The organism is Telluria sp. AIW5 (assembly GCF_056680575.1).
In genome coordinates this window covers 3,813,689-3,838,660 of record NZ_CM155289.1, presented here as the reverse complement: position 1 = coordinate 3,838,660, position 24,972 = coordinate 3,813,689, and the positions used below count along the sequence as shown (strand labels likewise).

The window sequence follows — 24,972 nt, the reverse complement described above, 5'->3', positions numbered from 1 at the left end:
GGGCCGCGAGTGCAGCCGGGAAGCCGTTTCGAGGCGCAGTCAAGTTGGCGTCAAAACGGGGCAAACACGACGCAAAGTTCCGCGTGGGCATGCCCACCCTACGATGGTCGGCCCGCGCGGCCTCAGTGCGCCACCATCACCGGCAGCGTACTGCGCTCCAGCAGCACGCGCGACACGCCGCCCAGCACCAGCTCGCGGTAGCGGCTGTGGCCGAAGGCTCCCGTCACCAGCAGCCCGGCGCCGCATGCATGCGCGATCCCGAGCAGCGCCTCGCCGACCGGCCCCGTCGTCTTCTCGGTGACGACATCGACGCTCACCCCGTGGCGCGCCAGGTACAGGGCCATGTCGGCACCGGGCTCCTCGCCGTGCAGCCCCGGTTCGCGCTCGGCATTGACCAGCGCAAGCACCACGCTGCCGGCATCCACCAGCAGCGGCAGCGCGCCCTGTACCGCGCGCGTCGCCTGCACGCTGCCGTCCCAGCCGACCACGATTTGCCCGCCGATCGGCTCGCCGGCGTAGGCCTGCGGGACCGCCAGCACCGGCCGCGCGCCGTGCATGGCCACGTATTGCGCCAGGCCGGGCACAGGATTGCGTACCCCATCGCGCGCGCCCGTGTTCAGGCCCGTGACGACCAGGTCGGCATAGCGCGACTGCAGTAGCAGCGCACGCCGATGGTCGTCCTCGGTCATGCGTTCTTCGACCGACTCCACGCCGAGCCGGCGCGCGCGTTCGGCGAATTCGCGCAGGCTGTCGCGCGCACTCGTGCATAGCGCGTTGAATTCGTCGATCGGGGTCACCGCCATCGAGCCGGTCAGCAGGGCGTAGGACGGCCAGGACAGGCCGGTGGACGCGCTGCCCACCAGATGGGCCCCGTGCGCGTTGGCCAGCTGCGCCGCGGCCTGCAGGCGTGCATCCATGGCGCTGCTGTCGTCGACATGCACGACGATGGTCTTGTACATGCTTCCTCCTGTTGTTTAACTTGCCGTAAAGCGGGGACACGGGGCGGGCACGGGAGCGGGCGGCCCGTCGCTGTGATGACTGTACGCCGCGCGGCCGGCCCTGTCAGGCGCACGAATGACAATCGTCAAATGGGTGTTCCATTTTCGCTGCGGCACTTGCCCCGCGCTTTGTCCAGCGCTCAGCCCTGGTAGCGGATCGCGTCGATCACCAGCCTCAGAGCGCGCGAGGAATGGCGCCGGCTCGGGTAATAGGCGTAATAGCCGGGCCACAGCGGACACCAGTCTTCCATCACGGAGACCAGGCGCCCGGCCTGGATGTGCGCACCCGCCATTTCGTCCGGCACGAAGCCGAGGCCGGCGCCGTCGAGGGCGGCCGCGAGGATGTGCTGGGCGCTCGTGAACACGGCCTGGCCGCGCACCCGGGCTTCGATGTCCTGTCCCTCGTGCCGGAGTTCCCAGGCATAGATGCCGCCGCTGCTGGCCAGGCGCAGGGTGATGCAGTTGTGCTTCATGAGGTCCGCCAGGGTTGCCGGAATCGGGCGGGGAACCGGACGCCGTTCGAAATAGGCGGGCGACGCGACGATGCGCATTTGCACGTCGGGTGTCAGGCGCACCGCGATCATGTCCTTGTCGACCTGGTCGCCATGGCGCACGCCGATGTCGTAGCGTTCGGCAGCGATGTCGACGATGCGGTAGTCGGCGCTGAACTCCACATGTAGATCGGGATACTGCGGCAGCAGCGGCGCGATGCGCGGCCACAGCACCTGGTCGATCACGTGGTCGATCGCGGTGATGCGGATCGTGCCGGCCGGCTTGTCGCCCAGGTCGCTGACCGCGGCGATCTCGGCTTCGATCTCTTCCAGGCGGGGCGCCACGTTCTGCAACAGGCGTTCGCCCGCCTCGGTGGGCGAGACGCTGCGCGTGGTGCGGGTCAGCAGGCGCACGCCGAGGCGCGCCTCCAACGAGCGCACGGTGTGGCTCAGGGCCGATTGCGTCATCCCGAGCTTGGCGGCGGCGCGGGTAAAACTGCGCTCGCGCGCGACGGCGAAGAAAACCAGGATGTCGTTAATGTTGTCGCGGGCCATGGGGATGTCGGGATTGGTCGTGTGGAGGGAAGCGGCTCATGAAGAGACGCACTGATTCTAACAGCGGATTGATGAAGCGCGTTCATGAGGCCGAAGCGCCGACCCGCAAGCCCTGCTTTATACTCGTCCGATCCGAAACGAATGGGAGAGCAGGGTGCGTGCAGAAATACTGTTACTGGGTTCCGGCTGGGTTGCCGAAGTCGATGACGCGCTCGCGCGCCATTTTACTTGCCACCGCATGGCGCAGGTGGCGCCGGCCGAACGCGATGCCTTCATCGAACGCATCGCCCCGAAGGTGCGCGGCGTGTACACCACCGGCACGGTCGGCATCGATGCCGCGCTGGCGGCGCGCCTGCCGGCGCTCGAGATCGTGGCGGTGCACGGCGTCGGCGTCGACGCGGTCGCTTTCGACGCACTCGACCCGCGGGGTATTCCCGTCACCAACACGCCGGACGTGCTGACCGACGATGTCGCCGACCTTGCCGTGGCCCTGCTGCTGGCGATCAACCGGCGCCTGCCCCAGCTCGACCGCTATGTGCGCGCCGGCGCCTGGGAGGCGAAGGCGCCGCTGGCGCCGGCCCGCAGCCTGCGCGGCAAGGTGGCCGGCATCGTCGGCCTGGGGCGCATCGGCAGGGCGGTGGCCGCGCGCCTGGACGTCTTCGGCATGCAGGTGCGCTACTTCCAGCGCAGCACGGCCGATTGCGCTTACCCGCGCAGCGACTCGCTGCTGGCACTGGCGCGCGAAAGCGACTACCTGGTCGTGTGCGCTCCGGGCGGCGCGGCGACGCGCGCGATGATCGACGCCGATGTGCTCGAGGCGCTCGGCCCCGGGGGCACGCTGGTCAACATCGCGCGCGGTTCGCTGGTCGACGAGGCGGCGCTGGTGGCGGCCCTGCGCGCGGGTCGCCTGGGCGCCGCGGCGCTGGATGTGTTCGCCGACGAGCCGTGCGTGCCGGCTGCGCTGCGCGAGCTCGACAACGTCGTGCTGGCGCCGCACGTGGGCAGTTTCACGGTCGAGACGCGCACGGCGATGGGCATGCTGGCGCTCGCCAACCTGCTGGCGCATTTCGAAGGGAAGCCCTTGCCGACCGCCGTTGCCCGGTCGCCGGCCTGAGTCCTTCTTTCCCGAGCTTCCGATGTGTGCGCTTTCCGCGCGCTTCCTCAGGCCGGCCCGGTATGGCGTTCCGGGCTGGCCGGCAGGAACCAGTTGAGCAGCACCGCGCAGATGCCGCCGGTGGCCACGCCCGATTCGAGGACGTTGCGCAGGGCCGGCGGCATGTGGGCCAGGAATTCCGGCACCTGCGACACGCCCAGGCCGAGCGCGAGCGAGACGGCCACGATCAGCAGCGCGCGCCGGTCGAGGTGGACGCTGGCGAGGATGTTGATGCCCGCCGCCGCGACTGCGCCGAACATGACCATGGCCGCGCCGCCCAGCACCGGCTCGGGCACGGCCTGGATCACGCCGGCCACGGCCGGGAACAGGCCGAGCACGACCAGCATCAGGGCGATCCAGATGCCGATGTGGCGGCTGGCGATGCCGGTCAGCTGGATCACGCCGTTATTCTGGGCAAAGATTGAACTCGGGAAGGTATTAAACACGCCGGCCAGCAGCGAATTGGCGCCATTGAGCAGCACGCCGCCCTTGATGCGGCGCATCCAGAGCGGGCCTTCGACCGGTTCGCGCGAGATCTTGCTCGTCGCAGTGACGTCGCCGATCGCTTCCAGCGAGGTCACCAGGTAGATCACGATCATCGGGATGAACAGCGACCACGAAAAATCGATGCCGAAATGCAGGGGACGCGGCACCTGGAACAGCGGCGCCTCGTGCATGCCGCTGAAATCGAGCCGGCCCATCGAACCGGCCAGCGCATACCCCACGGCCAGCGCGATGACGATGGCACAGCTGCGCACCCACACCACTGGCACCCGGTTGATGGCGATGATCAGCGCCAGCACCACGCCGGACAGCAGCAGGTTCTCGCCATTTGCGAAGCTGCCGTTCTGCATGGCCGCGAAACCGCCGCCCATGCTGATCAGGCCGACCTTGATCAGGGTGAGGCCGATCATCAACACGACGATGCCCGTCACCAGCGGCGTGATCATGCGTTTCACGAAAGGCAGGATGCGCGACACGCCCATTTCGACAAAGGACCCGGCCACCACCACGCCGAAGATCGCCGCCATGACGCCTTCCACCGGCGTGCCCTGTTTCACCATCAGGCTGCCGCCGGCGATCAGGGGACCGACGAAATTGAAGCTGGTGCCCTGCACGATCAGCAGGCCCGCGCCCAGCGGCCCGAAACGGCGGCACTGGACGAAGGTCGCAATGCCCGAGATCACCAGCGACATCGAGACGATCAGGTTCGTATCGCGTGCCGACACGCCCAGCGCCTGGCAGATCAGGAGGCCCGGCGTGACGATCGGCACGATGATCGCCAACAAGTGCTGCAGGGCGGCCAGGATGCCGATCAGGGGACGGGGACGATCTTCGAGGCCGAGGATCAGGTCCGATCCGGGTTGCGGCGCAGGGGCGGGCGGGGCTTGTTTGGTCATGGCTGGGCTGGAGGCAAAACCGTGATTTTACCGCGCCTTGCCCGGTGGCTCAGCCGGCGGCTCAACCGACCGGGCCGTCCGCGCCCGCATGCAGGATGCGCTCGAGCTGTCCGAGGTCGGCCGGCTTGACCAGGTGATGGTCGAAACCGGCCGCTTTCGAGAGCGTGAAGTCGTGCGCCTGGCCATAGCCGGTGAGGGCGATGAGCAGGGCGCGCGGGCAGGGACCCGCCTCGCGCAGCCGGCGCGCCAGCTGGTAGCCGTCGATGCCGGGCAGGCCGATGTCGAGGATATAGGCGTCGACCGGGCAGCCATCGTGCGCGTTGTGCGCCACGTGTGCGTCCAGCAGCGACTGGGCGTCGTCGAACAGCACGGTACTGTGCCCGCGTGCTTCGAGCGCCGCCGCCAGCGAGGCGCCCGCATCGCGATGGTCGTCGACGATGACGATGCGCCGCGGCGCCCACGGCAGCGACTGGGCCTGGGCATCCGGCGCGGCATGCAGGTCCGGCGCCGCGACGACGGGCAGGCGCAGGGTGAAGGTGCTGCCCTGGCCCTGGCCGCCGCTGGCGGCGTGCACGCTGCCGCCGTGGTGTGCGGCAATGCTTTTTACCAGCGTCAGCCCGAGGCCAAGCCCGCCCTGGGCCCGGTCGGGCGTGCGTTCGCCCTGGGTAAACAGCTCGAACACGTGCGGCAGCAGCCCGGGCGCGATACCGCTGCCGTTGTCGCGCACGGCGAGCGTCGCCACGCCGTCCTGGATGCCGAGGTCGAGTTCGATGCGGCCATGCTGCTGGGTGTACTTGGCGGCGTTGTTGAGCAGGTTCGACACGGCCTGGGTCAGGCGCGTGCGGTCGCCGCTGACCCAGGCGGGCGTGGCGGCGACGTGCATGAACAGGTCGTGGTGGCGCGCCTCGATCAGCGGGCGCGCCTGTTCGACGGCGTTGTTGACGACCGTTTTCAGGTCGACCGGTTCGCTCTCCATCTGCACCTGCCCGCGCGTGACGCGCGAAACGTCGAGCAAGTCATCCACCAGGTCGGTCATGTGCCGCACCTGGCGCCCGATGATCTCGCTGGCGCGCTTGACGTACTCGGCATCGTTGTAGCGCAGGCGCATGACCTGGGCCGCGGTGCTGATCGGCGCCAGCGGGTTGCGCAGCTCGTGGGCGAGCATGGCGAGGAATTCGTCCTTGCGCTGGTTGGCGAGGCGCAGTTCGTTCTCGGCCAGTTTCTGGTCGTGGATGTCGGTGCAGGTGCCCATCCAGCGGATGATCGCGCCGGCCCCGTCGCGCACCGGCAGCGCGCGTCCGAGCACCCAGCGGTAGTCGCCCGAACGGTGGCGCAGGCGGTATTGCACCTCGTAGGTCTCGCCGCTGGCCAGGCTGCGCGACCAGCGGGCCCAGGCCTCGTCGCGGTCGTCGGGGTGGAACATGTCGGCCCAGTGGACACCGTCGGTTTCGCCGGGAACGGCGCCGGTGAAATCGTACCAGCGGTCGTTGTAGTAATCGTGAAAGCCGTCGGGCAAGGTCGACCAGACCATCTGCGGCATGGCGTTGGCGATCGAGCGGAACTTCGCTTCGCTCGCGGCCAGCGCGGCCTGGCTGCGCAGGCGTTCGGTGGCGGTACGTGTACGCTCGGCCACTTCGCGCACGAGAGCGATGTCGTCCGGGCTCCAGCTGCGCGCCTGCGCACTGTTGACGTACACGAGCGCAACGAGCCGGCCGTCCTCGAGTACCGGCAGATTGACGAAGCCGGCGGAATCGAGCGCGACCAGCGCCTGGGCGGCATGCGCCGTACGCGGGTCGAGCCCGACATCGCCAATCGCCACCGCCGTGCCTGCCTTCAGGTCGTCGATGAAGTCGCCGAACTGGCGCAGGTCGATGGTGTCGGGAAGCAGGGCCGCGCCGGGGAGCTGCCAGTTGCCGCTAAGGCGCACGGTGTCGCCGGCGGTCTCCGCCACGGCGAACCCCACCCGGCTCGCGCCCAGCGTCTCGCCGAGGATGCGGCAGGCGCCGGCCACGATGTCCTGCGCATCGCCGCTGTCGCGTACCAGGTCGGTCAGGCGGATCAGCGCGTCGCGCCGGATTTCGATCAGGACGCGGTCGGTGACGTCCGTGCCGAGGATGAAGATTCCGCTGACGGCGCCGGCCGCGTCGCGTACCGGCTGCAGCACGAAGTCGATATAGCGCTCGCTGACGGGACCGTCGGGCGCCGCCTGCATCGCATATTTCGCGCCGGCGGCGGTGATCGGAACGCCGCTGCGGTAGACCTCGTCGAGCATGGCGACATAGCCCTGGGCGGCGACGTCCTCGAGCACCTGCGCCATGGGTTCACCCAGCACATCGCGGTGCCCGATCAGGCGCCGGTAGCCCGGGTTGATGAACTCGAACCGGTGTTCCGGGCCATGCGTCAGGGCCATGAAGATCGGCGCTTCCTCGAACAAGCCGGCGAATTCGCGCCTGCGCTGGTAATACGTGTCGTCGAGGGCCGATGCGTTCATGTTGGTTCCGGGCTGTGCTGCATGAGGGGAGATGGCGCCCTGCCGCACGCGAGCAAACGCGATGAGCAGGCTCGGCAGGACGACCCCTGAAACGGGCATCATACCTTGCCGCGGCGCTGGCCGTGCACGCCCGTCCGGCAAGCAGTCAACCGTGCCGCCCGCTATCAGGAATGTCTCTATCATAAGGCGATTGCCCAGGCGCGGCGTCCGCACGCCCGCACCTGGAACCCACCCACGCAGGGCGCCCCGCTGTGCCCATCAGTACGGAAGGCTTTGACGATATGGACGACTTGAGCGACATGAAGCTGTCGCGGCGCGACTTGCTCATCACGGGCGCGGCGGCTGCCACCAGCGCGGCGCTTCCAGCCGGGGCGCTGGCCCAGGCCGCGGCACCCCAGCCGGCGGTCCACGCAGAAACGCCGCCGCCGGCGATGGCGAAAACCACGCTGCGCGTGAACGGCCAGGCCCGCGAGCTGACCGTCGACACCCGCACGACCCTGCTCGACGCGCTGCGCGAGCACCTGAAAATGAGCGGCACCAAGAAGGGTTGCGACCAGGGCCAGTGCGGCGCCTGCACGGTCATCGTCAATGGCCGCCGCATCAATTCCTGCCTGTCGCTCGCGATCATGCACGACGGCGACGAGGTGACGACCATCGAAGGCCTGGGCCGGCCCGGCAAGCTGCATCCGATGCAGGCGGCTTTCGTGAAACACGACGGCTACCAGTGCGGCTATTGCACGCCCGGCCAGATCTGCTCGGCCGTCTCGGTGCTCGAGGAAATCCGCGCGGGCATCCCGAGCCATGTCAGCGCGGACCTGAACGCGAAACCATTGCTGAGTGTGGACGAGATCCGCGAACGCATGAGCGGCAACCTCTGCCGCTGCGGGGCCTACTCGAACATCCTCGAAGCGATCACCGAAGCAGGGGGCGCAGTCGTGAAGGGAGGCAAGGCATGAAAGCGTTTACTTATGAACGTGCCCGCACCCCGGCCGAAGCGGCCGCGGCTGCCGAGCGCCATCCCGGTGCGCGTTTCATCGCCGGCGGCACCAACCTGCTCGACCTGATGAAGCTCGAGATCGAGGCGCCGCCGCACCTGATTGACGTCAATGGCCTGAAACTGGACAGGATCGAGCCGCTTGATGGCGGCGGCCTGCGCGTCGGCGCGCTGGTACGCAACACCGACCTCGCCAGCGACCTGCGCGTGCGGCGCGATTACGCCGTGCTGGCCCGCGCACTGCTGGCCGGCGCTTCGGCCCAGCTGCGCAACAAGGCGACCACGGCCGGCAACCTGTTGCAGCGCACGCGCTGTCCGTACTTCTACGACACCAACCTGCCCTGCAACAAGCGGGTCCCGGGCAGCGGCTGTTCGGCCATCGGCGGCTATACGCGCAACCATGCCATCGTGGGCACGAGCGATGCCTGCATCGCCACCCATCCGAGCGACATGGCGGTGGCCATGCAGCTGCTGGATGCCGGCGTCGAGACGGTGCGCGCCGACGGCAGCACGCGCGTGATCCCGATCGCGGATTTCTACCGCTTGCCGGGCAACACGCCGCATATCGAGAACACGCTGATGTCGGGCGAACTGATTACCTCCGTCGTCCTGCCGCGCCCGCTCGGCGGCGTTCACGCCTACCGCAAGGTGCGCGACCGCGCCTCCTATGCGTTCGCGCTGGTGTCGGTGGCGGCGGTGGTGCAGCCGGACGGCAGCGGCCGCGTCGCCGTGGGCGGCGTCGCGCACAAACCCTGGCGCGTGCCGGCCGCCGATGCCGCCATGGCGCGCGGCGCCGGCGCCACATCGGAGGCCTTGCTCGCGGGCGCCAGAACCACGAGCGAGAACGCTTATAAAGTCCCGCTGGTCCGGCGCACGCTGGAATCGGTGCTGGTCGACGCAAAGAAAGGCTGAGGGCATGAAATTCACCACACCCGCCACCACCAACCCGATCGACCAGCTGAAGGTCATCGGCAAACCCACGGACCGCATCGACGGGCCGTACAAAACCACCGGCACCGCGACTTACGCCTACGAGCAGCATGCGGCTGCGCCGAACCCGGCCTATGGCTATGTGATCGGCGCGGCAGTCGCCAAGGGCCGCATCGCCGCGATCGATACCGCCGCCGCGAAACGCGCGCCCGGCGTGCTGGCGATCGTCACCCACGAAAACGCGGGCAAGATCGGCAAGGGCAAGTTCAACACGGCGCGCTTGCTGGCCGGGCCGGAAGTGCAGCACTACCACCAGGCCGTGGCGGTCGTCGTCGCCGACACCTTCGAGCAGGCACGCGCCGCCGCCAGCCTGGTGCGGGTCGAGTATGTCAAGGCGAAGGGCGAGTACGACCTGAAGCATGCGAAGGACAGCGCCAAACTGCCGAAGAAGGAAGAAAAGCCGGAGACGAAGACGGGCGATTTCGCGGGCGCCTTTGCCAGCGCGCCGGTGAAGCTGGACGCCACCTACACCACGCCGGACCAGTCGCACGCGATGATGGAGCCGCACGCGTCGCTCGCCGTGTGGCAAGGCGATAAATTGACGCTCTGGACCTCGAACCAGATGATCAACTGGAGCCGCGGCGACATGGCGGCGACGCTGGGCATCCCGAAGGAAAACGTGCGCCTGGTCTCGCCCTTCATCGGCGGCGGCTTCGGCGGCAAGCTGTTCCTGCGCTCGGAAGCGCTGATGGCCGCCCTCGGCGCGCGCGCCGCCGGCCGCCCGGTGAAGGTGGCGCTGCAGCGTGCGCTGATGATCAACAACACGACGCACCGTCCGGCGACCATCCAGCGCATCCGCATCGGCGCCACGCGGGAAGGCCGCATTACCGCGATCGCCCACGAAAGCACTTCCGGCGACCTGCCCGGCGGCCAGCCGGAAACGGCGGTCCAGCAGACCCGCCTGCTGTATGCCGGGCCAAATCGATTTACACAGCTCAAGCTGGCGGTGCTCGACCTGCCCGAGGCGAACGCGATGCGCGCGCCGGGCGAGGCCCCCGGCATGATGGCGCTCGAGATCGCGGTCGACGAGATGGCGGAAAAGCTGAAAATGGACCCAGTCACTTTCCGCATCGTCAACGACACGACGGTCGACCCGCAAGCGCCCGGCCGCAAGTTTTCCCAGCGCCGCTTCGTGGAATGCATGCGCCAGGGCGCCGAGCGCTTCGGCTGGAAGAACCGCAATCCGGAGCCGGGCAAGCGGCGCGAAGGACGCTGGCTGATCGGCATGGGTGTCGCTTCGGCCTTCCGCAACAACATGAACATGAAATCGGCCGCGCGCGCCCGGCTGGAAAAGAACGGCAATGTCACCATCGAAACCGACATGACCGACATCGGTACCGGCAGCTACACCATCATCGCCCAGACCGCGGCCGAGATGATGGGCCTGCCGATCGAACGGGTTGCCGTGCGCCTGGGCGACTCGGACTTTCCCGTGTCCTCGGGCTCGGGCGGCCAGTGGGGCGGCAACTCGTCGACCGCCGGCGTGTACGCGGCCTGCATGAAACTGCGCGAGGCGGTCGCGGCAAAGGCCGGGCTTGATCCGGCAACGGCCGAGTTTGCGGACGGCAGCGTGCGCCTCGGCACGCGTTCGGTGCCGCTGGCCCAGGTCGCAAGGGACGGCGAGATCACGGCCGAAGACATGATGGAATACGGCGACTTGGAAAAGAAGACCCAGCAGTCGACCTTCGGCGCGCATTTCGTCGAAGTGGCGGTCGACTCCGCCACCGGCGAGACGCGCGTGCGGCGCATGCTGGCCGTCTGCGCGGCGGGGCGCATCCTGAACCCGAAATCGGCGCGCAGCCAGGTCATCGGCGCCATGACGATGGGCGTTGGCGCCGCCCTGATGGAACACCTGGCCGTCGACAAGCGGATCGGCTTCTTCGTGAACCACGACCTCGCCGGCTACGAGGTGCCGGTGCACGGCGACATCCCGCACCAGGAGGTGATTTTCCTGGACGAGACCGACCCGATGAGCTCGCCCATGAAGGCCAAAGGTGTCGGCGAACTGGGCATCTGCGGCGTCGCTGCGGCGGTGGCGAACGCCATCTACAACGCCACCGGGGTGCGCGTGCGCGACTATCCGATCACGCTCGACAAGCTGTTGCCGAAGCTGCCGGCCTACGTCTGAGGCAGCTGATGCAGGGCGGACGGCGCCGCCGTCCACCTACGGCAAGGCCAATCGGCGCGCATGCACAGCGCTGCACCGGCGCAACGAGGAGACGCGGAACATGGAATGGCTGCTTGACCCGACCATCTGGATAGGGTTCTCCACCCTCGTCGTCCTCGAGATCGTGCTCGGCATCGACAACCTGATCTTCATCGCCATCCTGGCCGAAAAGCTGCCCCCGCAGCAGCGCGACCGCGCGCGCCTGCTGGGCCTGTCGCTGGCGATGCTGATGCGCGTCGGCCTGCTCACCATGATTTCCTGGATCGTCACGCTGACCGAGCCCCTGTTCGCGCTCGGCAGCCTGGCCTTGTCCGGGCGCGACCTGATCCTGTTGCTGGGTGGCCTGTTCCTGCTGTTCAAGGCGACCATGGAATTGCACGAGCGGGTCGAGGGCCGCACGGCGCAGAGCAGCGGCCCCGTCGAGTACGCGGGTTTTGTCGCCGTCGTCGCCCAGATCATCGCGCTCGATGCGGTCTTTTCGCTCGACTCGGTGATCACGGCGGTCGGCATGGTCGACGAACTCTCGGTCATGATGGCGGCCGTGGTGGTGGCGATGGGCGTGATGCTGTTTGCCTCGAAAGCCCTGACCCGGTTCGTGAACGCCCACCCGACCGTGGTCGTGCTGTGCCTGAGTTTCCTGCTGATGATCGGCCTGGCGCTGATCGCCGAGGGCTTCGGCTTCCACATTCCGAAGAGCTATTTGTACGCGGCGATCGGCTTCTCGGTGGCGATCGAAGCGTTCAATCAACTGGCCTCGCGTAATCTCGCGAGGGAAGAAGCCAGGGCGCCGCTGCGTGAGCGCACGGCGGACGCGATCTTGCGCATGTTGGGCGGCAAGACGGAGGCGGCAGCGCCGGGCCCGTCGGCGCAAGCGAGCGTGGCGGAGGCCTTCGAGCCGGCCGAGCGCAACATGGTCAGCGGCGTGCTGAGCCTGTCGCAACGCTCGATCCGCTCGATCATGACCAACCGTTCGGACATTTCCTGGATCGACATCGATGCCCCGGCCGAGCGCATCCGTGGCCAGATCATGGAAACGCCGCACAGTTTTTTCCCGGTCTGCAAAGGCGAACTCGACGAGATCATCGGCGTGGTGCGGGCGCGCGACCTCATGGCCGACCTGGCGCTGGGCGGCAGGATCGATACGGCCCATGTGCGCACGCCCATCATCATGCCCGAGAGCGGCGACGTATTGAAAGTCATGGACACGCTGAAACGTTCGCACGGCCAGCTGGTGCTGATCGCGGACGAATACGGCACCCTGCAGGGGCTGGTGACGCCGATCGACATCCTGGAAGCGATCGCCGGCGAATTCCCGGACGAGGACGAACAGCCGGCTGTCTCGCGCCAGGGCCCCGGCCGCTGGCGCATCGACGGCGCGGCCGACCTGCATTACGTGCAGCAGGAACTCGGTATCGACAGCCTGGTGAGCGAGAGCGACGACTACAGTTCGCTGGCCGGGTTCATGCTCGAACGGCTGGGGACGCTGCCGGCCGTGGGCGAACAGGTGGTGGTGGACGACCTGCGTTTCGAGGTGGCGGAGGTGGAGGACCGGCGTATCGCCGCCGTGCTCGTTACGCGTACCGAGGCCCCGGCGGCACCGGCACGCAGCGGCAGGAGCGCACGCGGCGCCGCTGGTCAGGGCCTGCCGCGGGCACCCGGCTGAGGCGCCCGACGGTTCCTCTTGCTTGCCAGGGTAGCAAAAACTCCGTACAGTAAGCTGGTCTGACCGTCCGCTATCGCGCCAACAGCAGGCATGAACTAGTGGTACCCGATCTTGCTCAAGTCGCACCAATATTCGGCAATGGAACCCGCTAATCTTTCGAAAATGTATCGGTGGCAGTGAAGACGAATGAGACGCCTGCGTTACCGGCGCGGTGCGTCATGAATTCAGACACGAGCTCAACGGCCCATCGACGCCTGCCCCGTAACGGTTTGCAAGGCGCCGAAGCCGGAAGACGAAGACAGAGAATGGATCCTGATGCCAGACGTGCCTTGCGCGCCGTGTGGCGCCGGGTTCCGACCTAAACGTGATCTCGGCGGTTTAAGAAAATATCGTTCTACCAACTTCCGCTAGACAAAGTGGATCGTCCGTTTTGACGGAAAGTAGATTCACCACGTCAGCTCGAGGGATACTCATCAGCGTCTTGCGGTACAAGGGAACCCGAGCCTGGCGGAGAAAGGTTGCCGGCAGCGGCGCCGGTGTATCTTTGGCACCGTTTCCTTCCGGAGCATGCGCCGAGGTATATAGTCCGGCAGTTTCGTTAAGAAACACTGGGTGGAGCGCCTCGCTGTCGAGAAGTCCGACAAACTGATCGGGCGCTACCTGTGGAAACACCCCCTCGCGCATCCAAGTCAGCGCATTTATCCAGGCATGATCAAAATTGCCGTGTCCGTCGACCTCCAGCTTTGCCTTGACCAATCGCTTGGGTGCAAAATAGGCAAAAGGCAGCCCCTGGAGCGCATACAGCCTGATTTGCAGTAACTCGTAACAGTGGGCCAAGAGATGAGCGCAAGAAGGTACGCAACTCTTGATTTCGGCGTTCCTGACATAAGACTCGTGCAAGATAGTCGGCATATGCGAGTGGATCATTAGCGGCGGCGCAGGCAGGACGCCTCGGTCTTCGGTGACTGGAGAACCGTTTGGTGGGGCATCCGTACTGCGGCAGTTGGTGATCCGGGCATTCCGAACGATATCGCCGATGGCTTTGCCAACACAGGCACCGTTTGGCAGGCCCTCGCCTTCACGCTCTACCCAGCTGAGAACGCGCTCCCACGGGTGACTGAAAGGCTGTCCCAAGAAATAAAGCGCGAGTGAAGTTGCGGTCAGGTATTCCGCATAGTTCGCGCCATAAAGGTCGCGCGACAGCGTGTGATTTAGCGATGAGCATCGTTCGATAAAGGCCCCTTGCCCCGCCATCTCGTTCCCGTCCTTCATTGCCAACAGGCCACGAGCGAAGTTGAAGAAGAAGGTTCGGAACCCGCTCGATCCACCTTCCTCGGTTGCCAATCCATCAGCAACGACCCGAAAGATCGGCTCGGAGATATCCGCCGGCCGTTTATCGCAAGTCAGGTTCATCACTACTTTCGTCAAAATTTCAAGCTTGGTATCGAATTGTTGGAAATTTAGCGACATCACATCACCTCACGCTGGAGATAAAGGAGCGGGCAAATAGGGTCCGTTTCTTCGCCAAAATCCTGTTGGGCCGTCGTTTCCAAATAATTGGAGAAATGCACTAGCGCCTTTTCAGCTGTGACGATTCTGAGAAACCCCTCGAAAATCTCCAGGCAGCGTTCGAGGGTTTGCGCTTCATTGATCGACCATCCTTCGACATAATCTTCTTTTCTAGCTACCCACTCTCTCATTCCAAGTTTTTCCAAACCATCCCGTAGCAGAGATTTGGTCAGCCAAGCAGACTGCAACAGGCGGTCTTGCAGTAAATCAGCGATTATCGTGCACAGGTATTGTTCGCCGCTACAACCGCGCCGTCCTGCGCTCTCAATCTCAAGGCGTGCCCATTCGAGCAGGCTGGCATGTAAACCCTTCTGGTTTCGTATGTCCAGGGCAAGGTCGCGTACCTTACTTTCCCTGCCCACATAACCAGCTATCAGCTGATAAACATGTCCACCGACCAAGTGAATCCAGTTCGATGTGGAAGCGATTCTAATCTCGGACCGAAAGCTTGATTTTCCCTGCCGGCGGGCTGCGATTTCGTGCATCATGCACCATTGCCACGCCAGCCCAAGTAGGTTATTGAATTGATTTGCCAAATCGGTGTCAGCCGGTCCGCCGTGGTGTGTTCTGTATACCGGTAGCGGTAGGTCAGCCACAAAAAGCGCACCTTTCCCGTCTTTTAAAGCGTTGTAAAAGGCGCCCAGCTCCTCGCCTTGCAGGAATTCTTTGAGATTGCACTTAGCGTCGAACCATTCGCGGTCCAGGTCAAAAAAGCGTATCACTGCCCGGATTTCTTGCTCCTTGCTTTCGCCATAGGCTTGATAGATGACCTTTTTCCCGTGTTGCAGGCCGGACGCATTGGCTAGGCTTTCCAAGCTATGTTCGTAATCGACAAGCAACTGGCGTTGCTCATCCAATCCGCCCAAGTGTTCTGCAGCGACAAAGATCGCTATCAGCGCCATCGCGTATATCGCGGGTTCCTGCTCGTGAAGTATGACGAAAATATATGAGAATAAAACGACGATAATGATGGACCTGGGAAGCGAAGGATGGGCAATCAGGATTGTCCTTTCTACAATATTAGGAAGTTTTCCGCCCGCCTTGTGCCAGCGTTTGGCCTTAATCTGCAACTTCGGAAGCGTGATAGCCAGGACCGTAAACAGGAAAATGTTGGCGGTTCTGCCAACCGCCTCGGACGTATTCCACGGTAGGGTTTTGATCTTGTCCGGCGACGCATATCCGATATTGTCGAGGAGGAGGTAAATCGTAATGAGAAAAGCAGCCGCGAACAATACGTGAAAAAACACGGTCGGCGGCTTGGGGTCGGCCTCTCCATTCTCGTCGGGCGGCTCGACACTGCCGAAGCGCAATGCAGTCATAGTATGCTCCTTGGGTAATGCACTACACGCGCCAAACGGTACCCGTAAATCATGCGTTGCGAGGAGTACTATTGTGGTTGATTCGCTTCTGCTGAATCAGGTCGCGGGAATAGCTTGACCGGGTTGGGATACCTGTTCCGACGGATCCCAGAGGCGTTTCTTACACGTGTCTGGTCTTTCCATAGTGCACCCCCGAATCTGGGAGAGTGGTTTAATGCACGAGGATGCGAGGCGTGAGCTTATCGACGGCGGTAGGAACTTGATTGCTGAGGGTCTCTTACGCGATGCTGATAATTCGCCATCGATCCTGCTGTTTTCTGGGGAACTGCCTTATACAGCTTGGGGAGTGGACGCTGTTGCAGGATTCAACTGAGCCTAACGCTCGCGCCGCTGAGCAGGACGCCATGCCGACCTCGCGCAGTTCGTAGACGGGCGCTCCGGCGTTGTCGTAAGACCTGAGCGTAATCAGGCCGACGCAAATAGCCAGTCCCTTTTCTTTTGCGTGGAGATAATTTGGAGTTTAATGCTGATATCGACCAGTGTCGACTTGTAAACGTAAGAGTACAGATTCTGTACCAAATACCCAACTCGTCAGATGGCGGCGTCCGGTCCACAACGCGTGGTTACATTTCGCACATGTTTACGCTACATAACTTGCATTGGAAAGCGAGTACTAAACATGAGAAAAGCCTGGTGGTTACCACAGCGCCCGAGGAAAACGCGTTCTCGAACTAATGCCTCCACTGCGGTTGAGTATTGGGTAACATGAGCCGTGCAATAAACGACCGAGATCATTAATAGTCCAGTTAGCGCCGCGACGTCTCCTTTGGGTCGATAGCGGCCGTCTGGCTTGGCTCAGTGTGCGATGTAGCCGCTCCAGGCACAAGCGCGCGCTTATGACAGCACGTCCCGGGCGCAGCGCGGCAGCTGCCGCGCCCGATTCAGACGGGGATGATCGAGGTGCCGCCGCCGGCCGCGCCGTAGTTCTGCAGGTCGCCGAAAGGCAGCCGCCGCTCGTTGAGGGCTGCCAGGATCGCCGCCAGCTGCTCTTCGTCCGGGGAGATGTAGACGATTACCTGGTCTAACTCGTTCTCGAAATAGGGGGTGTAGGGCACGTCGGTTTCCGGCATGACCTTGGCGACGAAGCGGCCGTCCTGGAGTTCGGCGAAGACCGTGACGAGGGTAGCGGCCGTGGTGCTGTTGTTGACGGTAAGTTCCATGATTCTCCTGTACGTTGGCGTTCATTGACGGTTCGATCATCGCGCCAAACCGGCTGAGGTGGCGCAGCTTTGCCGTGCGTAAATTGTCTCGGCGCGGGGCGCAGTTGCGGGCGATGACCAGCGGTAACGTGCGCACGTGTCGATAGCGAAATGCTAATTTTGCAGCCAGCGCCGTTCGCTTTCGTGTCCAGCGCCCACGCATCGTTTCATACAAGGAGGAATCATCATGCCCCAGGGAGATAAATCGTCCTATACGGACAAGCAGAAACGCCAGGCCAAGCACATCGAGGAAAGCTACGAGAAGCGCGGCACGCCGGTAGCCGAAGCGAAGCGCCGGGCCTGGGCGACCGAGAACAAGGTCTCGGGCGGCGGGAAGAAGCACTAGGCATCGCTCATCCGGTGAAGTGGGCCGGCCGCGATCGGACCCTGTGCCCACGGGGATGCGGATTATTGATCGCGGCGATGGCTGCTAACACTGCGCACGCGTCCGCGTGGGCTCGGGGCGCCCACCCTACGGCTCATACAGCCCGGGTCCGCGCACCCTACAACCTGAGTGCATTCGCGCGCAGGTAGTCGTCCAGCGCCTCGACCGACGGCGTTCCCGCGGCAAGGCCGACATAGCTGTCCGGCCGCAGCAGGTAGATGGCGTCGCGCGCCAGCCCGGCCGTGGCGCAGGCCTCCTGCCAGTCGAAGCGGCGCAGTGCCACGCCGTGCAGCGCGCACCAGGTCGCCAATTCGGCCTGCACGCTGCCGTAGACATGCACCTGCCAGCCCAGGCGCGGCAGCGGCGCAAAATTGTCGCCGCCACCGTTGTCGCCGCCAGTGAACTGCACCCAGGACAGGCGGTCGCCGCCGTGCACCTTGCCGGCATGGCCTGCGTTCAGCGGTGCTGTCCGGTAATGCACCAGGGTTTGCGAGATGGTGCGAAAGAGAAATTCGCGTGCGGCGGGCAGCTTGCCGATCAGGGGCATGATGCGCGGGACTATGCCCGTGCGCACGATCTCGGCGACGGGACCATCGGCCGTGAGGAAGCTGAAGGCGCGGTCGGTGGTGTGCACCAGGCGCTGCGCGAAGGGCAGGCGTTCGGCTTCATAGCTGTCGAGCAGGCTCTCGGGCGCCTGGCATCCCAGGACCGCGGCCAGCTTCCAGGCGAGGTTGATCGCGTCGCCGATGCCGGTGTTCATTCCCTGGCCCCCGGCCGGACTATGGATATGGCCGGCATCGCCGACGAGAAAGGCACGCCCGCGCCGGAAGTGCTCGGCCACGCGGTGATGCACCCGATAGGTCGAGAACCAGTTCACCATGCGCACGCTGATCATCAGGTTGTCGATCGCACGCTGGCTGACATCGGAAAATTGCAGGGCCTCCGGATGCGCGGCCCGGTCGTCGCGCACGGTGCCGACCAGCCGGCCGCGGCCTTGCGGCGCGGTCGCGAACACGGCGAGCAGGTCCGATTCGTCCAGGTCCAGGTTGAGCTCGCCGTTCAGGGCGGGACTGTCGCCTTCGATGTCGGCCACATAGAAGACCTGGCGATAGGTGCCGCCCGGGAAGCCGACGCCCATGATATCGCGCACCTTCGAGCGGGCGCCGTCGCAGCCGATCACCCAGCGTGCGCGGCAGCGCGCTTCGTTTCCGTGCGCGTCGAGCAGGCTTGCTTCGATGTGGTCGCCATGCTCCTCGTAGCCGGTGAGGGCGGTGTCGCGCTCGACCTCGATGCCGGCCGCTGCCAGGCGCTCGACCAGCAGCCGCTCGTGGCGATCCTGCGGGTAAATGAAGAAAAATGGGTAAGGCGTCAGCCCGGCGCCGATCGCGCCCAGGGGGATACGCGCCCGATGCTGGCCCTCGGCCCAGAGGTTGAAATACTCGATGGGATGGCCTGCGTCGACGACCGCCTGCGCCAGGTCGAGCTGGCGGTACAGCTCCAGCGTGCGTGCCTGCACCGCCAGCGCGCGCGAAGTCGTGCCGGGGCCACTCGCGGCATCGACGATGCGGGCCTTGACGCCAAAGGCATGCAGCCACAGCGCCAGCACCAGCCCGCTCGGGCCGGCGCCGACGATCAAGACCTCGGACTCATTCATGGCCGGCCCCCGCTTCGCATGTCGAGAGCACCATGCTACGCCAGATGGGCATCGAAGGTGCATCTCGCAGCGTGTCGCCGGCTGCGAAGGCCGGGCGCCGCAACAGCGTTGCGATCGTGTCCGCACCCGTGCGCCGCAAGGTCGCCCGTCCCCGCATGATGTGCGTACTGCCGTTCACAAGCGGAGGCAAGGTGACTGCACAGCTACCCGATTCTAGCCCTGGCGCGATCCGCCGCATCGCACTGCTGACCGGCGGGGGCGATGCGCCGGGCCTGAACGGCGTGATCCGCGCGGTGGTGCTGGCGGCCGAAGGACTCGGCTGGGAATGCCACGGCATCCGCGACGGCTTCAATGGCCTGCTGGCGCCCGCCACCTGTGCCGGCGAACCGGTCACGCGCCTGCGGGGGATCGACGTGCAGTCGATCGGCCACCTGGGCGGCACCATCCTCGGCAGCACCAATCGCGGCAATCCCTTGCACTATCCGGCCGTGGACGGCACCGGCCAGGTCGTCGAGCGCGACCGCACGGCGGAGGTCGTCGCATTGTGCCGGGCGCGCGGCCTCGACGCGCTGGTCGTCATCGGCGGCGACGGCTCGATGGCGATCGCACAGGCTCTGCACGCACAGGGGATGCCCGTGGTCGGGGTGCCGAAAACGATCGATAACGACCTCGACAAGACCTTCTTTACCTTCGGCTTCGATACCGCGGTCGGCTTTGCCGCCGAATGCATCGACCGCCTGCACACGACCGCCTACAGCCAGCATCGCGTGATGGTGGTCGAAGTCATGGGGCGCTACGCCGGCTGGATCGCGCTGCATGCGGGCATCGCCGGCGGCGCGCACGCGATATTGATTCCGGAAATCCCGTACCGGATCGAGGCGGTGCTGGACGCCATCGCGCGGCGCGACGCAAGCGGCCATCACCACGCGATCGTCGTCGTGGCCGAGGGCGCGCATGCGACAGGCGGCGAGCGCGAAGTCCGCCATGCGGCCGAGGCGGGGCACGCGGAACGCCTGGGCGGCATCGGCGCGCGGGTCGAGGCGCAACTGGCGGCCGCCAGCAGCAAGGAATGCCGCAGCGTCATGCTCGGGCATTTGCTGCGCGGCGGCAGTCCGTCGAGCTTCGACCGGGTAATCGCCGCCCGCTTCGGCGCGGCCGCGGTGCGTGCGCTGGCGGCGGGACGGAAAGGCGTCATGGTCGCGCTCGGACCGCAGGCGATCGAACTGGTGCCGCTCGACGCCGTCGCCGGCCATACGCGGACGGTGCCGGTCGACGGCGACACGGTCGCCACTGCCCGCGAACTGGGCATTTGCATGGGCGACTGAGAGCTGGGGTCAGGTCTGACATTTAGACACGGCCTCAGCGATACGAAGCCGAGTAAGGCAGAGGTCGTGTCCGAATGTCAGACCTGACCCCAGCTTTTTCAAGTAAGGCAGAGGTCGTGTCCGAATGTCAGACCTGACCCCAGCTTTTTCACCGCTGGATACAAAATGTAGACATTTTTACATTTTTGTAAGGCTTGTCTTACATGCTCTGGCGATGCGTGCCGATGTGCGCTGCATAGCCCAGCCCGGATAATTCCGGTAATCATTTCAACAAGATTGTGAACACAAGCCCATGACGTCATCGCTCGTTTCCAATGTATCCGTTCCACGCCAGGCGCTGCGTCGCCCCAGCGCGCCGCAGCAGGCGAAGGAACTCTACTTTGCCCTGTACGCCGATCCGCTGAACAATGCCCGCGCCGGCGAAGCCTTCCTGCGCGAGCAGGTCGCCGCCGTGCAGGACATCCCGGCCGACCTGCCGCCGACGCTCGCCCAGTTGCCGGCCTGGATCGAAGCACGCAGCGAAGCCGTGGGCATCCAGTACCGCGAATACCTGGCCGCACGCAAGGGCGGTGCACCGCGCCGTTATTTCGGCAACAAGTCGCACGCGCTGAACTTCATCAAATCGGTCGCGCCGACCAAGCTGGTCGACGGTTCCTGGCTGTATGGCATGCTGAAACACTGGGACAGCCCCGACTTCCATCCGCTGATCAAGACCTATCTCGAAGAGCTGGGCGAGGGCGTTCCGGACAAGAACCACGTCACGCTCTACCGCAAGCTGCTGGCTACCCACGGCGTCGACCACTGGGAGGGCTTGAGCGAGGACCATTTCATGCAGGGCGCGATCCAGCTGGCGCTCGGGCATAACGCCGAGCACTTCTTGCCGGAGATCATCGGCTTCAACCTGGGCTACGAGCAGCTGCCGCTGCACCTCCTGATCACGTCCTATGAGCTGAACGAATTCGGCATCGATCCTTATTATTTCCAGTTGCACGTCACGGTCGACAATGCGGCCACTGGCCACGCGCAAAAGGCGGTGCAGGCGCTGCTGGACTTGATGCCGCGCGTGGGCGACCGCGCCGCTTTCTACAAGCGGGTGCAGGACGGCTACCGCTTGAACGAACTGGGCGCGAGCACGAACTCGGTGATCGCCGACTTCGACCTGCAGGAGGAACTGGTCGACATCCTGGCCCACAAGAGCACCGTCGGCAAGAACATGCACTCGGACTATTGCCGCGTCGCGGGTCGCTCGGTCAACGACTGGCTGGCCGTACCGGGCCAGATCCCGGGTTTCCTGGCGGCGCTGGAGAGCGCGGGCTGGATCAAGCGCGGCGAAGAGGTCGAGCACAGCCGCTTCTGGCGCCTGGTCGAAGGCGAGCGCGCCGAGATGTTCGGCGTGTTCTCCGCCTACGAGCAGCAGGTGTTGCGCGACTGGATCGTGAGCGCACCGGGCGCCACGGCGAAGCAGGAGCGCACGCTGACTTACCGTGCGCGCCAGCGTACCCTCGACAACCTGGGCGGGCATGCGGACCGGAGCAGCAACTTCCCCGAGCGCGGCCTGATCCGCCGCCGCGCCGCCCGCGACACCGAGTCCGACAACGAACTCGGCCTGCTCGAACAGCGCGTGGCCGCCGCTGCCGGCAAGGCCGAAGCGATGTCGCTGCTGCTCGCGCTGATGACGCCGGCGCACCACCACAGCGCGGCCGGGCTGATGGCAACCCGCATGTACACCCAGCTGCTGGACATCTGAGATAAAGCGTATCAGTTTCACCCAACCGGTGGGCGCCCGCCGCGCGCCGGTTGCTCAACACATAAAAATAGCAACCATTAGGGACATTCTCGTGTACATCCTCGAACAACGATTCCTGCGCGGACCCAACGTCCACGCGGATACCCCCTGCCTGCTCAGCGTGATCGACCTGGAAGACCTGTACGGCGTCTCCTCGAAAGACCTCCCCGGCTTCAACGACGCGCTGCTGGACGCATTGCCTTCGCTGCACGGCCAGTTGCTGCCGACCGGCCAGCCAGGCGGCTTCGCCCAGCGCCTGCGCGCCGGCACCTATCTCGCGCGCGTGGTCGAACACGTGACGCTGACACTGCAGTCGATGGCCGGCCCGACGGTCGGCTACGGCCGTACCCGCCCGGCCAGCGGGCGTCCCGGGCAATATCGCATCGTGGTGCAGTATGCGATCGAAAAGCTGGCCGAACCGAGCTTCCAGCTGGCGGTCGACCTGGTCACGGCGCTGGCGAGCGGCGAGACCTTCGATATCGAACCGCGCCTGCAGGAACTGCGCTCGCTCGGGTCGCGCTATTCCATCGGCACCAGCACCGCGGCCGTGCTGGCCGCCGCCCACGAGCGCGGCATTCCCACCAGCCGCATCACCGACGAAGCGAATCTGTTCCAGCTCGGCTGGGGCTCGAAGCAGAAGCGCCTGCAGGCCACGACCACCGGCGACACCAGTTACGTGGCAGTGAAAATCGCCAGCGACAAGCAGCTGACCAAGGCGCTCCTGATGGAAGCCGGCGTGCCGGTGCCCGAAGGCGGCACCGTCACCACCGTCGAGGAAGCCCAGCGCATCGCGCGCCGCCTGCGCGTGCCGGTCACCCTGAAGCCGCTCGACGGCAACCAGGGCAAGGGCGTGACGACGAAATGCGCGACCCCCGAAGAAGTCGAGAAAGCCTTCGCGTTCGCCCGCGAATACGGTCGCCGCATCATCGTCGAGCGTTTCGTCGAAGGACGCGACTACCGCGTGCTGGTGGCGGGCGGACGGATCGCCGCGGCCTCGTTCCGGCGTCCGGCCCACGTGCTGGGCGACGGCGTGTCCACGATTACGGAACTGGTCGAGATCGAAAACCAGAACCCGGCGCGCGGCGCAGGCCACAGCAATGTATTGACGCGCCTGGCGCTCGACGCCCACGCCGAAGACATGCTGCGCCGCCAGGGCTATGCGCCCGACTCGGTGCCGGCGCCCGGCGTCTGCGTCGAACTGCGCAGCAACGCCAACCTGTCGACCGGCGGCACCGCTGAAGACGTGACCGACTCACTGCCCGAATCCACGCGCGCCCTGTGCGTGCGCGCGGCGAACAAGATCGGCCTGGACGTTGCGGGCATCGACATCGTCTGCCGCGACATCTCGGTGCCGCTCGACGAGCAGGGTGGGGCGGTCATCGAAGTGAACGCCGCGCCGGGCATCCGCATGCACCAGCACCCGAGCGCGGGCGAACCGCGCGACGCCGGCGAGGCGATTGTCGACGGCCTGATGGGCCAGTCGAACGGCCGCATCCCCTTGGTGGCCGTGACCGGCACCAACGGCAAGACCACGACCACGCTGATGATCGCGCACACCGCGCGCGTGGCGGGCCTGGGCACTGGCGTCACCACCACCGAAGGCGTCTTCGTGAACGGCAAGCGCCTGGTGAAAGGCGACTGCACCGGCTACTGGTCGGCGCGTACCGTGCTGTCGGCGCCGGACGTCGACTTCGCCGTGCTGGAAACGGCACGTGGCGGCATCCTAAAACGCGGCCTCGCGTTCGACCAGTGCGACGTCGGCGTGGTGCTGAACGTCGCCGCCGACCACCTCGGGCTCGACGGCGTCGATACCATCGAAGACCTGGCCCAGGTGAAGGCGGTGGTGGCAAGTTCCGCGGCGAAGGCGGTCGTCCTGAATGCCGAGGACCCGTTCTGCGTGGCGATGACCCGGCGCGCCAAACCGGACGCGGAAATCATCTACTTCTCGATGGACGCCGAAAACCCGACCTTCCTGCAGCACCTGGAAGATGGCGGGCGCGGCGCCTACCTGCAAGACAACGCCATCGTCATCGCCGACGGCAACCTGCACCAGGAACTGATGCGCGTGGAGGCGATGCCGGCCACCTTCGGCGGCCGCGCGCGCTACAACATCGCCAATGCGCTGGCCGCGAGCGCGGCGCTGATGGCGTCCGGCTTCACGAACCTGCAGATCGCCACGGGCCTGTCGACCTTTGTCTCGGACAGCAAGACCAATCCGCTGCGCACCAATGTGTTCGACGTGCGCGGCGTAACCGTGATCGTCGACTACGCCCATAACCCGGCGGCCTATGCGGCCCTGGCCGAGATGGCGCGCGCGCTGCTGCCGGGGCAACTGGTCGGCATCGTGACCGCGCCGGGCGACCGCCGCGACAGCGACCTGGTCCAGATCGGCGAAGTCTGCGGCGAACGCTTCGACGAGCTGGTGGTGTACGAGTCGCAAAGCCGCGGCCGTCCGGTGGGTGGGGCGGTCGACCTGATCATCGAAGGCATCGAGAACGTGGTCGGTCCGTCGGACACCACGCACCGCGAGATCGAGGTCGACGAGGCGATCCGCCTCGGCCTGTCGCTGTGCCGGGCAGGGGACGTGCTGGTGTTTGCCTGCGGGTCGTCGCTGAAGACCTTTATCGAGGCGTTGCGGGTGGATGATCCGGAGAGCGCGGACCGGATCGAGGCGCAGACGATTTGAGTGGCTTGAGTTGATCGAAGAGCCCCGCCGAGTGCGGGGTTTTTTGTGCCCGCGCCTTGCATGCGCACGCCTTGATTCGACGTTTGA

The 24,972-nt window shown here is 65.6% G+C and carries 17 protein-coding genes; 9 read left to right on the top strand and 8 right to left on the bottom strand.

Annotation, left to right across the window (positions count from 1 at the left end):
• Positions 1–122: 122 nt before the first annotated feature.
• Positions 123–959, bottom strand: a complete 837-nt coding sequence (locus AC1MEM_RS16990) for a universal stress protein (protein ID WP_499472425.1) — start codon at positions 957–959, stop codon at positions 123–125.
• A 179-nt stretch (positions 960–1,138) separates the two neighbouring features.
• Positions 1,139–2,044 carry a LysR family transcriptional regulator gene (locus AC1MEM_RS16985; RefSeq protein WP_499472423.1) on the bottom strand — a complete coding sequence of 302 codons (906 nt, stop codon included), beginning with the start codon at positions 2,042–2,044 and terminating at the stop codon, positions 1,139–1,141.
• Positions 2,045–2,198: 154 nt separating this feature from the next.
• Between AC1MEM_RS16985 and AC1MEM_RS16980 the strand changes: the two genes are divergently transcribed.
• Positions 2,199–3,158 (top strand): 2-hydroxyacid dehydrogenase, encoded by a 960-nt coding sequence (locus tag AC1MEM_RS16980; RefSeq protein ID WP_499472421.1) that lies wholly within the window; start codon positions 2,199–2,201, stop codon positions 3,156–3,158.
• A 47-nt stretch (positions 3,159–3,205) separates the two neighbouring features.
• Here the strand turns inward: AC1MEM_RS16980 and AC1MEM_RS16975 are convergent, their stop codons facing one another.
• Both AC1MEM_RS16975 and AC1MEM_RS16970 read right to left on the bottom strand, forming a co-directional pair.
• A complete protein-coding gene (locus tag AC1MEM_RS16975) occupies positions 3,206–4,597 on the bottom strand; it encodes a nucleobase:cation symporter-2 family protein (protein ID WP_499472419.1) in 1,392 nt (463 codons plus the stop codon).
• A 61-nt stretch (positions 4,598–4,658) separates the two neighbouring features.
• On the bottom strand, positions 4,659–7,088 hold the full coding sequence (locus tag AC1MEM_RS16970; protein ID WP_499472417.1) for a hybrid sensor histidine kinase/response regulator: 2,430 nt from the start codon (positions 7,086–7,088) through the stop codon (positions 4,659–4,661).
• Between the two features lie 281 nt (positions 7,089–7,369).
• Here AC1MEM_RS16970 and paoA point away from each other — a divergent pair, with 281 nt between their 5' ends.
• The 4 genes from paoA to AC1MEM_RS16950 all read left to right on the top strand — a co-directional run bounded on the left by paoA (position 7,370) and on the right by AC1MEM_RS16950 (position 12,902).
• Positions 7,370–8,044 carry an aldehyde dehydrogenase iron-sulfur subunit PaoA gene (gene paoA, locus AC1MEM_RS16965; protein ID WP_499472416.1) on the top strand — a complete coding sequence of 225 codons (675 nt, stop codon included), beginning with the start codon at positions 7,370–7,372 and terminating at the stop codon, positions 8,042–8,044.
• The gene (locus AC1MEM_RS16960; RefSeq protein ID WP_499472414.1) at positions 8,041–8,994 is read left to right on the top strand and encodes an FAD binding domain-containing protein; all 954 of its coding nucleotides are present in this window, start codon (positions 8,041–8,043) and stop codon (positions 8,992–8,994) included. The genes paoA and AC1MEM_RS16960 overlap by 4 nt, the downstream gene beginning before the upstream one ends.
• A 4-nt stretch (positions 8,995–8,998) precedes the next feature.
• Complete coding sequence (gene paoC, locus AC1MEM_RS16955; protein WP_499472412.1) at positions 8,999–11,200, top strand: aldehyde oxidoreductase molybdenum-binding subunit PaoC; 2,202 nt, start codon at positions 8,999–9,001, stop codon at positions 11,198–11,200.
• Positions 11,201–11,300: 100 nt separating this feature from the next.
• Complete coding sequence (locus AC1MEM_RS16950; protein ID WP_499472410.1) at positions 11,301–12,902, top strand: TerC family protein; 1,602 nt, start codon at positions 11,301–11,303, stop codon at positions 12,900–12,902.
• Between the two features lie 378 nt (positions 12,903–13,280).
• Here AC1MEM_RS16950 and AC1MEM_RS16945 read toward each other — a convergent pair whose 3' ends face one another.
• From AC1MEM_RS16945 to AC1MEM_RS16935, 3 genes are all read right to left on the bottom strand, one after another.
• A complete protein-coding gene (locus AC1MEM_RS16945) occupies positions 13,281–14,372 on the bottom strand; it encodes a hypothetical protein (protein WP_499472408.1) in 1,092 nt (363 codons plus the stop codon).
• Entirely contained in the window at positions 14,372–15,790 is a 1,419-nt protein-coding gene (locus AC1MEM_RS16940) for a hypothetical protein (protein WP_499472406.1), read from the bottom strand. Before AC1MEM_RS16940 ends, AC1MEM_RS16945 begins: the two co-directional genes overlap by 1 nt.
• A gap of 941 nt (positions 15,791–16,731) precedes the next feature.
• Complete coding sequence (locus tag AC1MEM_RS16935) at positions 16,732–17,010, bottom strand: hypothetical protein (RefSeq protein ID WP_499472405.1); 279 nt, start codon at positions 17,008–17,010, stop codon at positions 16,732–16,734.
• Positions 17,011–17,236: 226 nt separating this feature from the next.
• Here AC1MEM_RS16935 and AC1MEM_RS16930 point away from each other — a divergent pair, with 226 nt between their 5' ends.
• Positions 17,237–17,395 carry a hypothetical protein gene (locus AC1MEM_RS16930; RefSeq protein ID WP_499472404.1) on the top strand — a complete coding sequence of 53 codons (159 nt, stop codon included), beginning with the start codon at positions 17,237–17,239 and terminating at the stop codon, positions 17,393–17,395.
• 157 nt (positions 17,396–17,552) lie between these two features.
• On the opposite strand, the gene AC1MEM_RS16925 is transcribed toward AC1MEM_RS16930, so the two are convergent.
• Positions 17,553–19,088 (bottom strand): FAD-dependent monooxygenase, encoded by a 1,536-nt coding sequence (locus tag AC1MEM_RS16925; protein ID WP_499472402.1) that lies wholly within the window; start codon positions 19,086–19,088, stop codon positions 17,553–17,555.
• A gap of 32 nt (positions 19,089–19,120) precedes the next feature.
• On the opposite strand from AC1MEM_RS16925, the gene AC1MEM_RS16920 reads away from it, so the two are divergent.
• The 3 genes from AC1MEM_RS16920 to cphA all read left to right on the top strand — a co-directional run bounded on the left by AC1MEM_RS16920 (position 19,121) and on the right by cphA (position 24,885).
• The gene (locus AC1MEM_RS16920; RefSeq protein ID WP_499472400.1) at positions 19,121–20,413 is read left to right on the top strand and encodes a 6-phosphofructokinase; all 1,293 of its coding nucleotides are present in this window, start codon (positions 19,121–19,123) and stop codon (positions 20,411–20,413) included.
• A 292-nt stretch (positions 20,414–20,705) separates the two neighbouring features.
• On the top strand, positions 20,706–22,160 hold the full coding sequence (locus AC1MEM_RS16915) for an iron-containing redox enzyme family protein (protein ID WP_499472398.1): 1,455 nt from the start codon (positions 20,706–20,708) through the stop codon (positions 22,158–22,160).
• Positions 22,161–22,251: 91 nt separating this feature from the next.
• On the top strand, positions 22,252–24,885 hold the full coding sequence (cphA, locus tag AC1MEM_RS16910) for a cyanophycin synthetase (protein WP_499472396.1): 2,634 nt from the start codon (positions 22,252–22,254) through the stop codon (positions 24,883–24,885).
• The last annotated feature ends 87 nt before the right edge of the window (positions 24,886–24,972 follow it).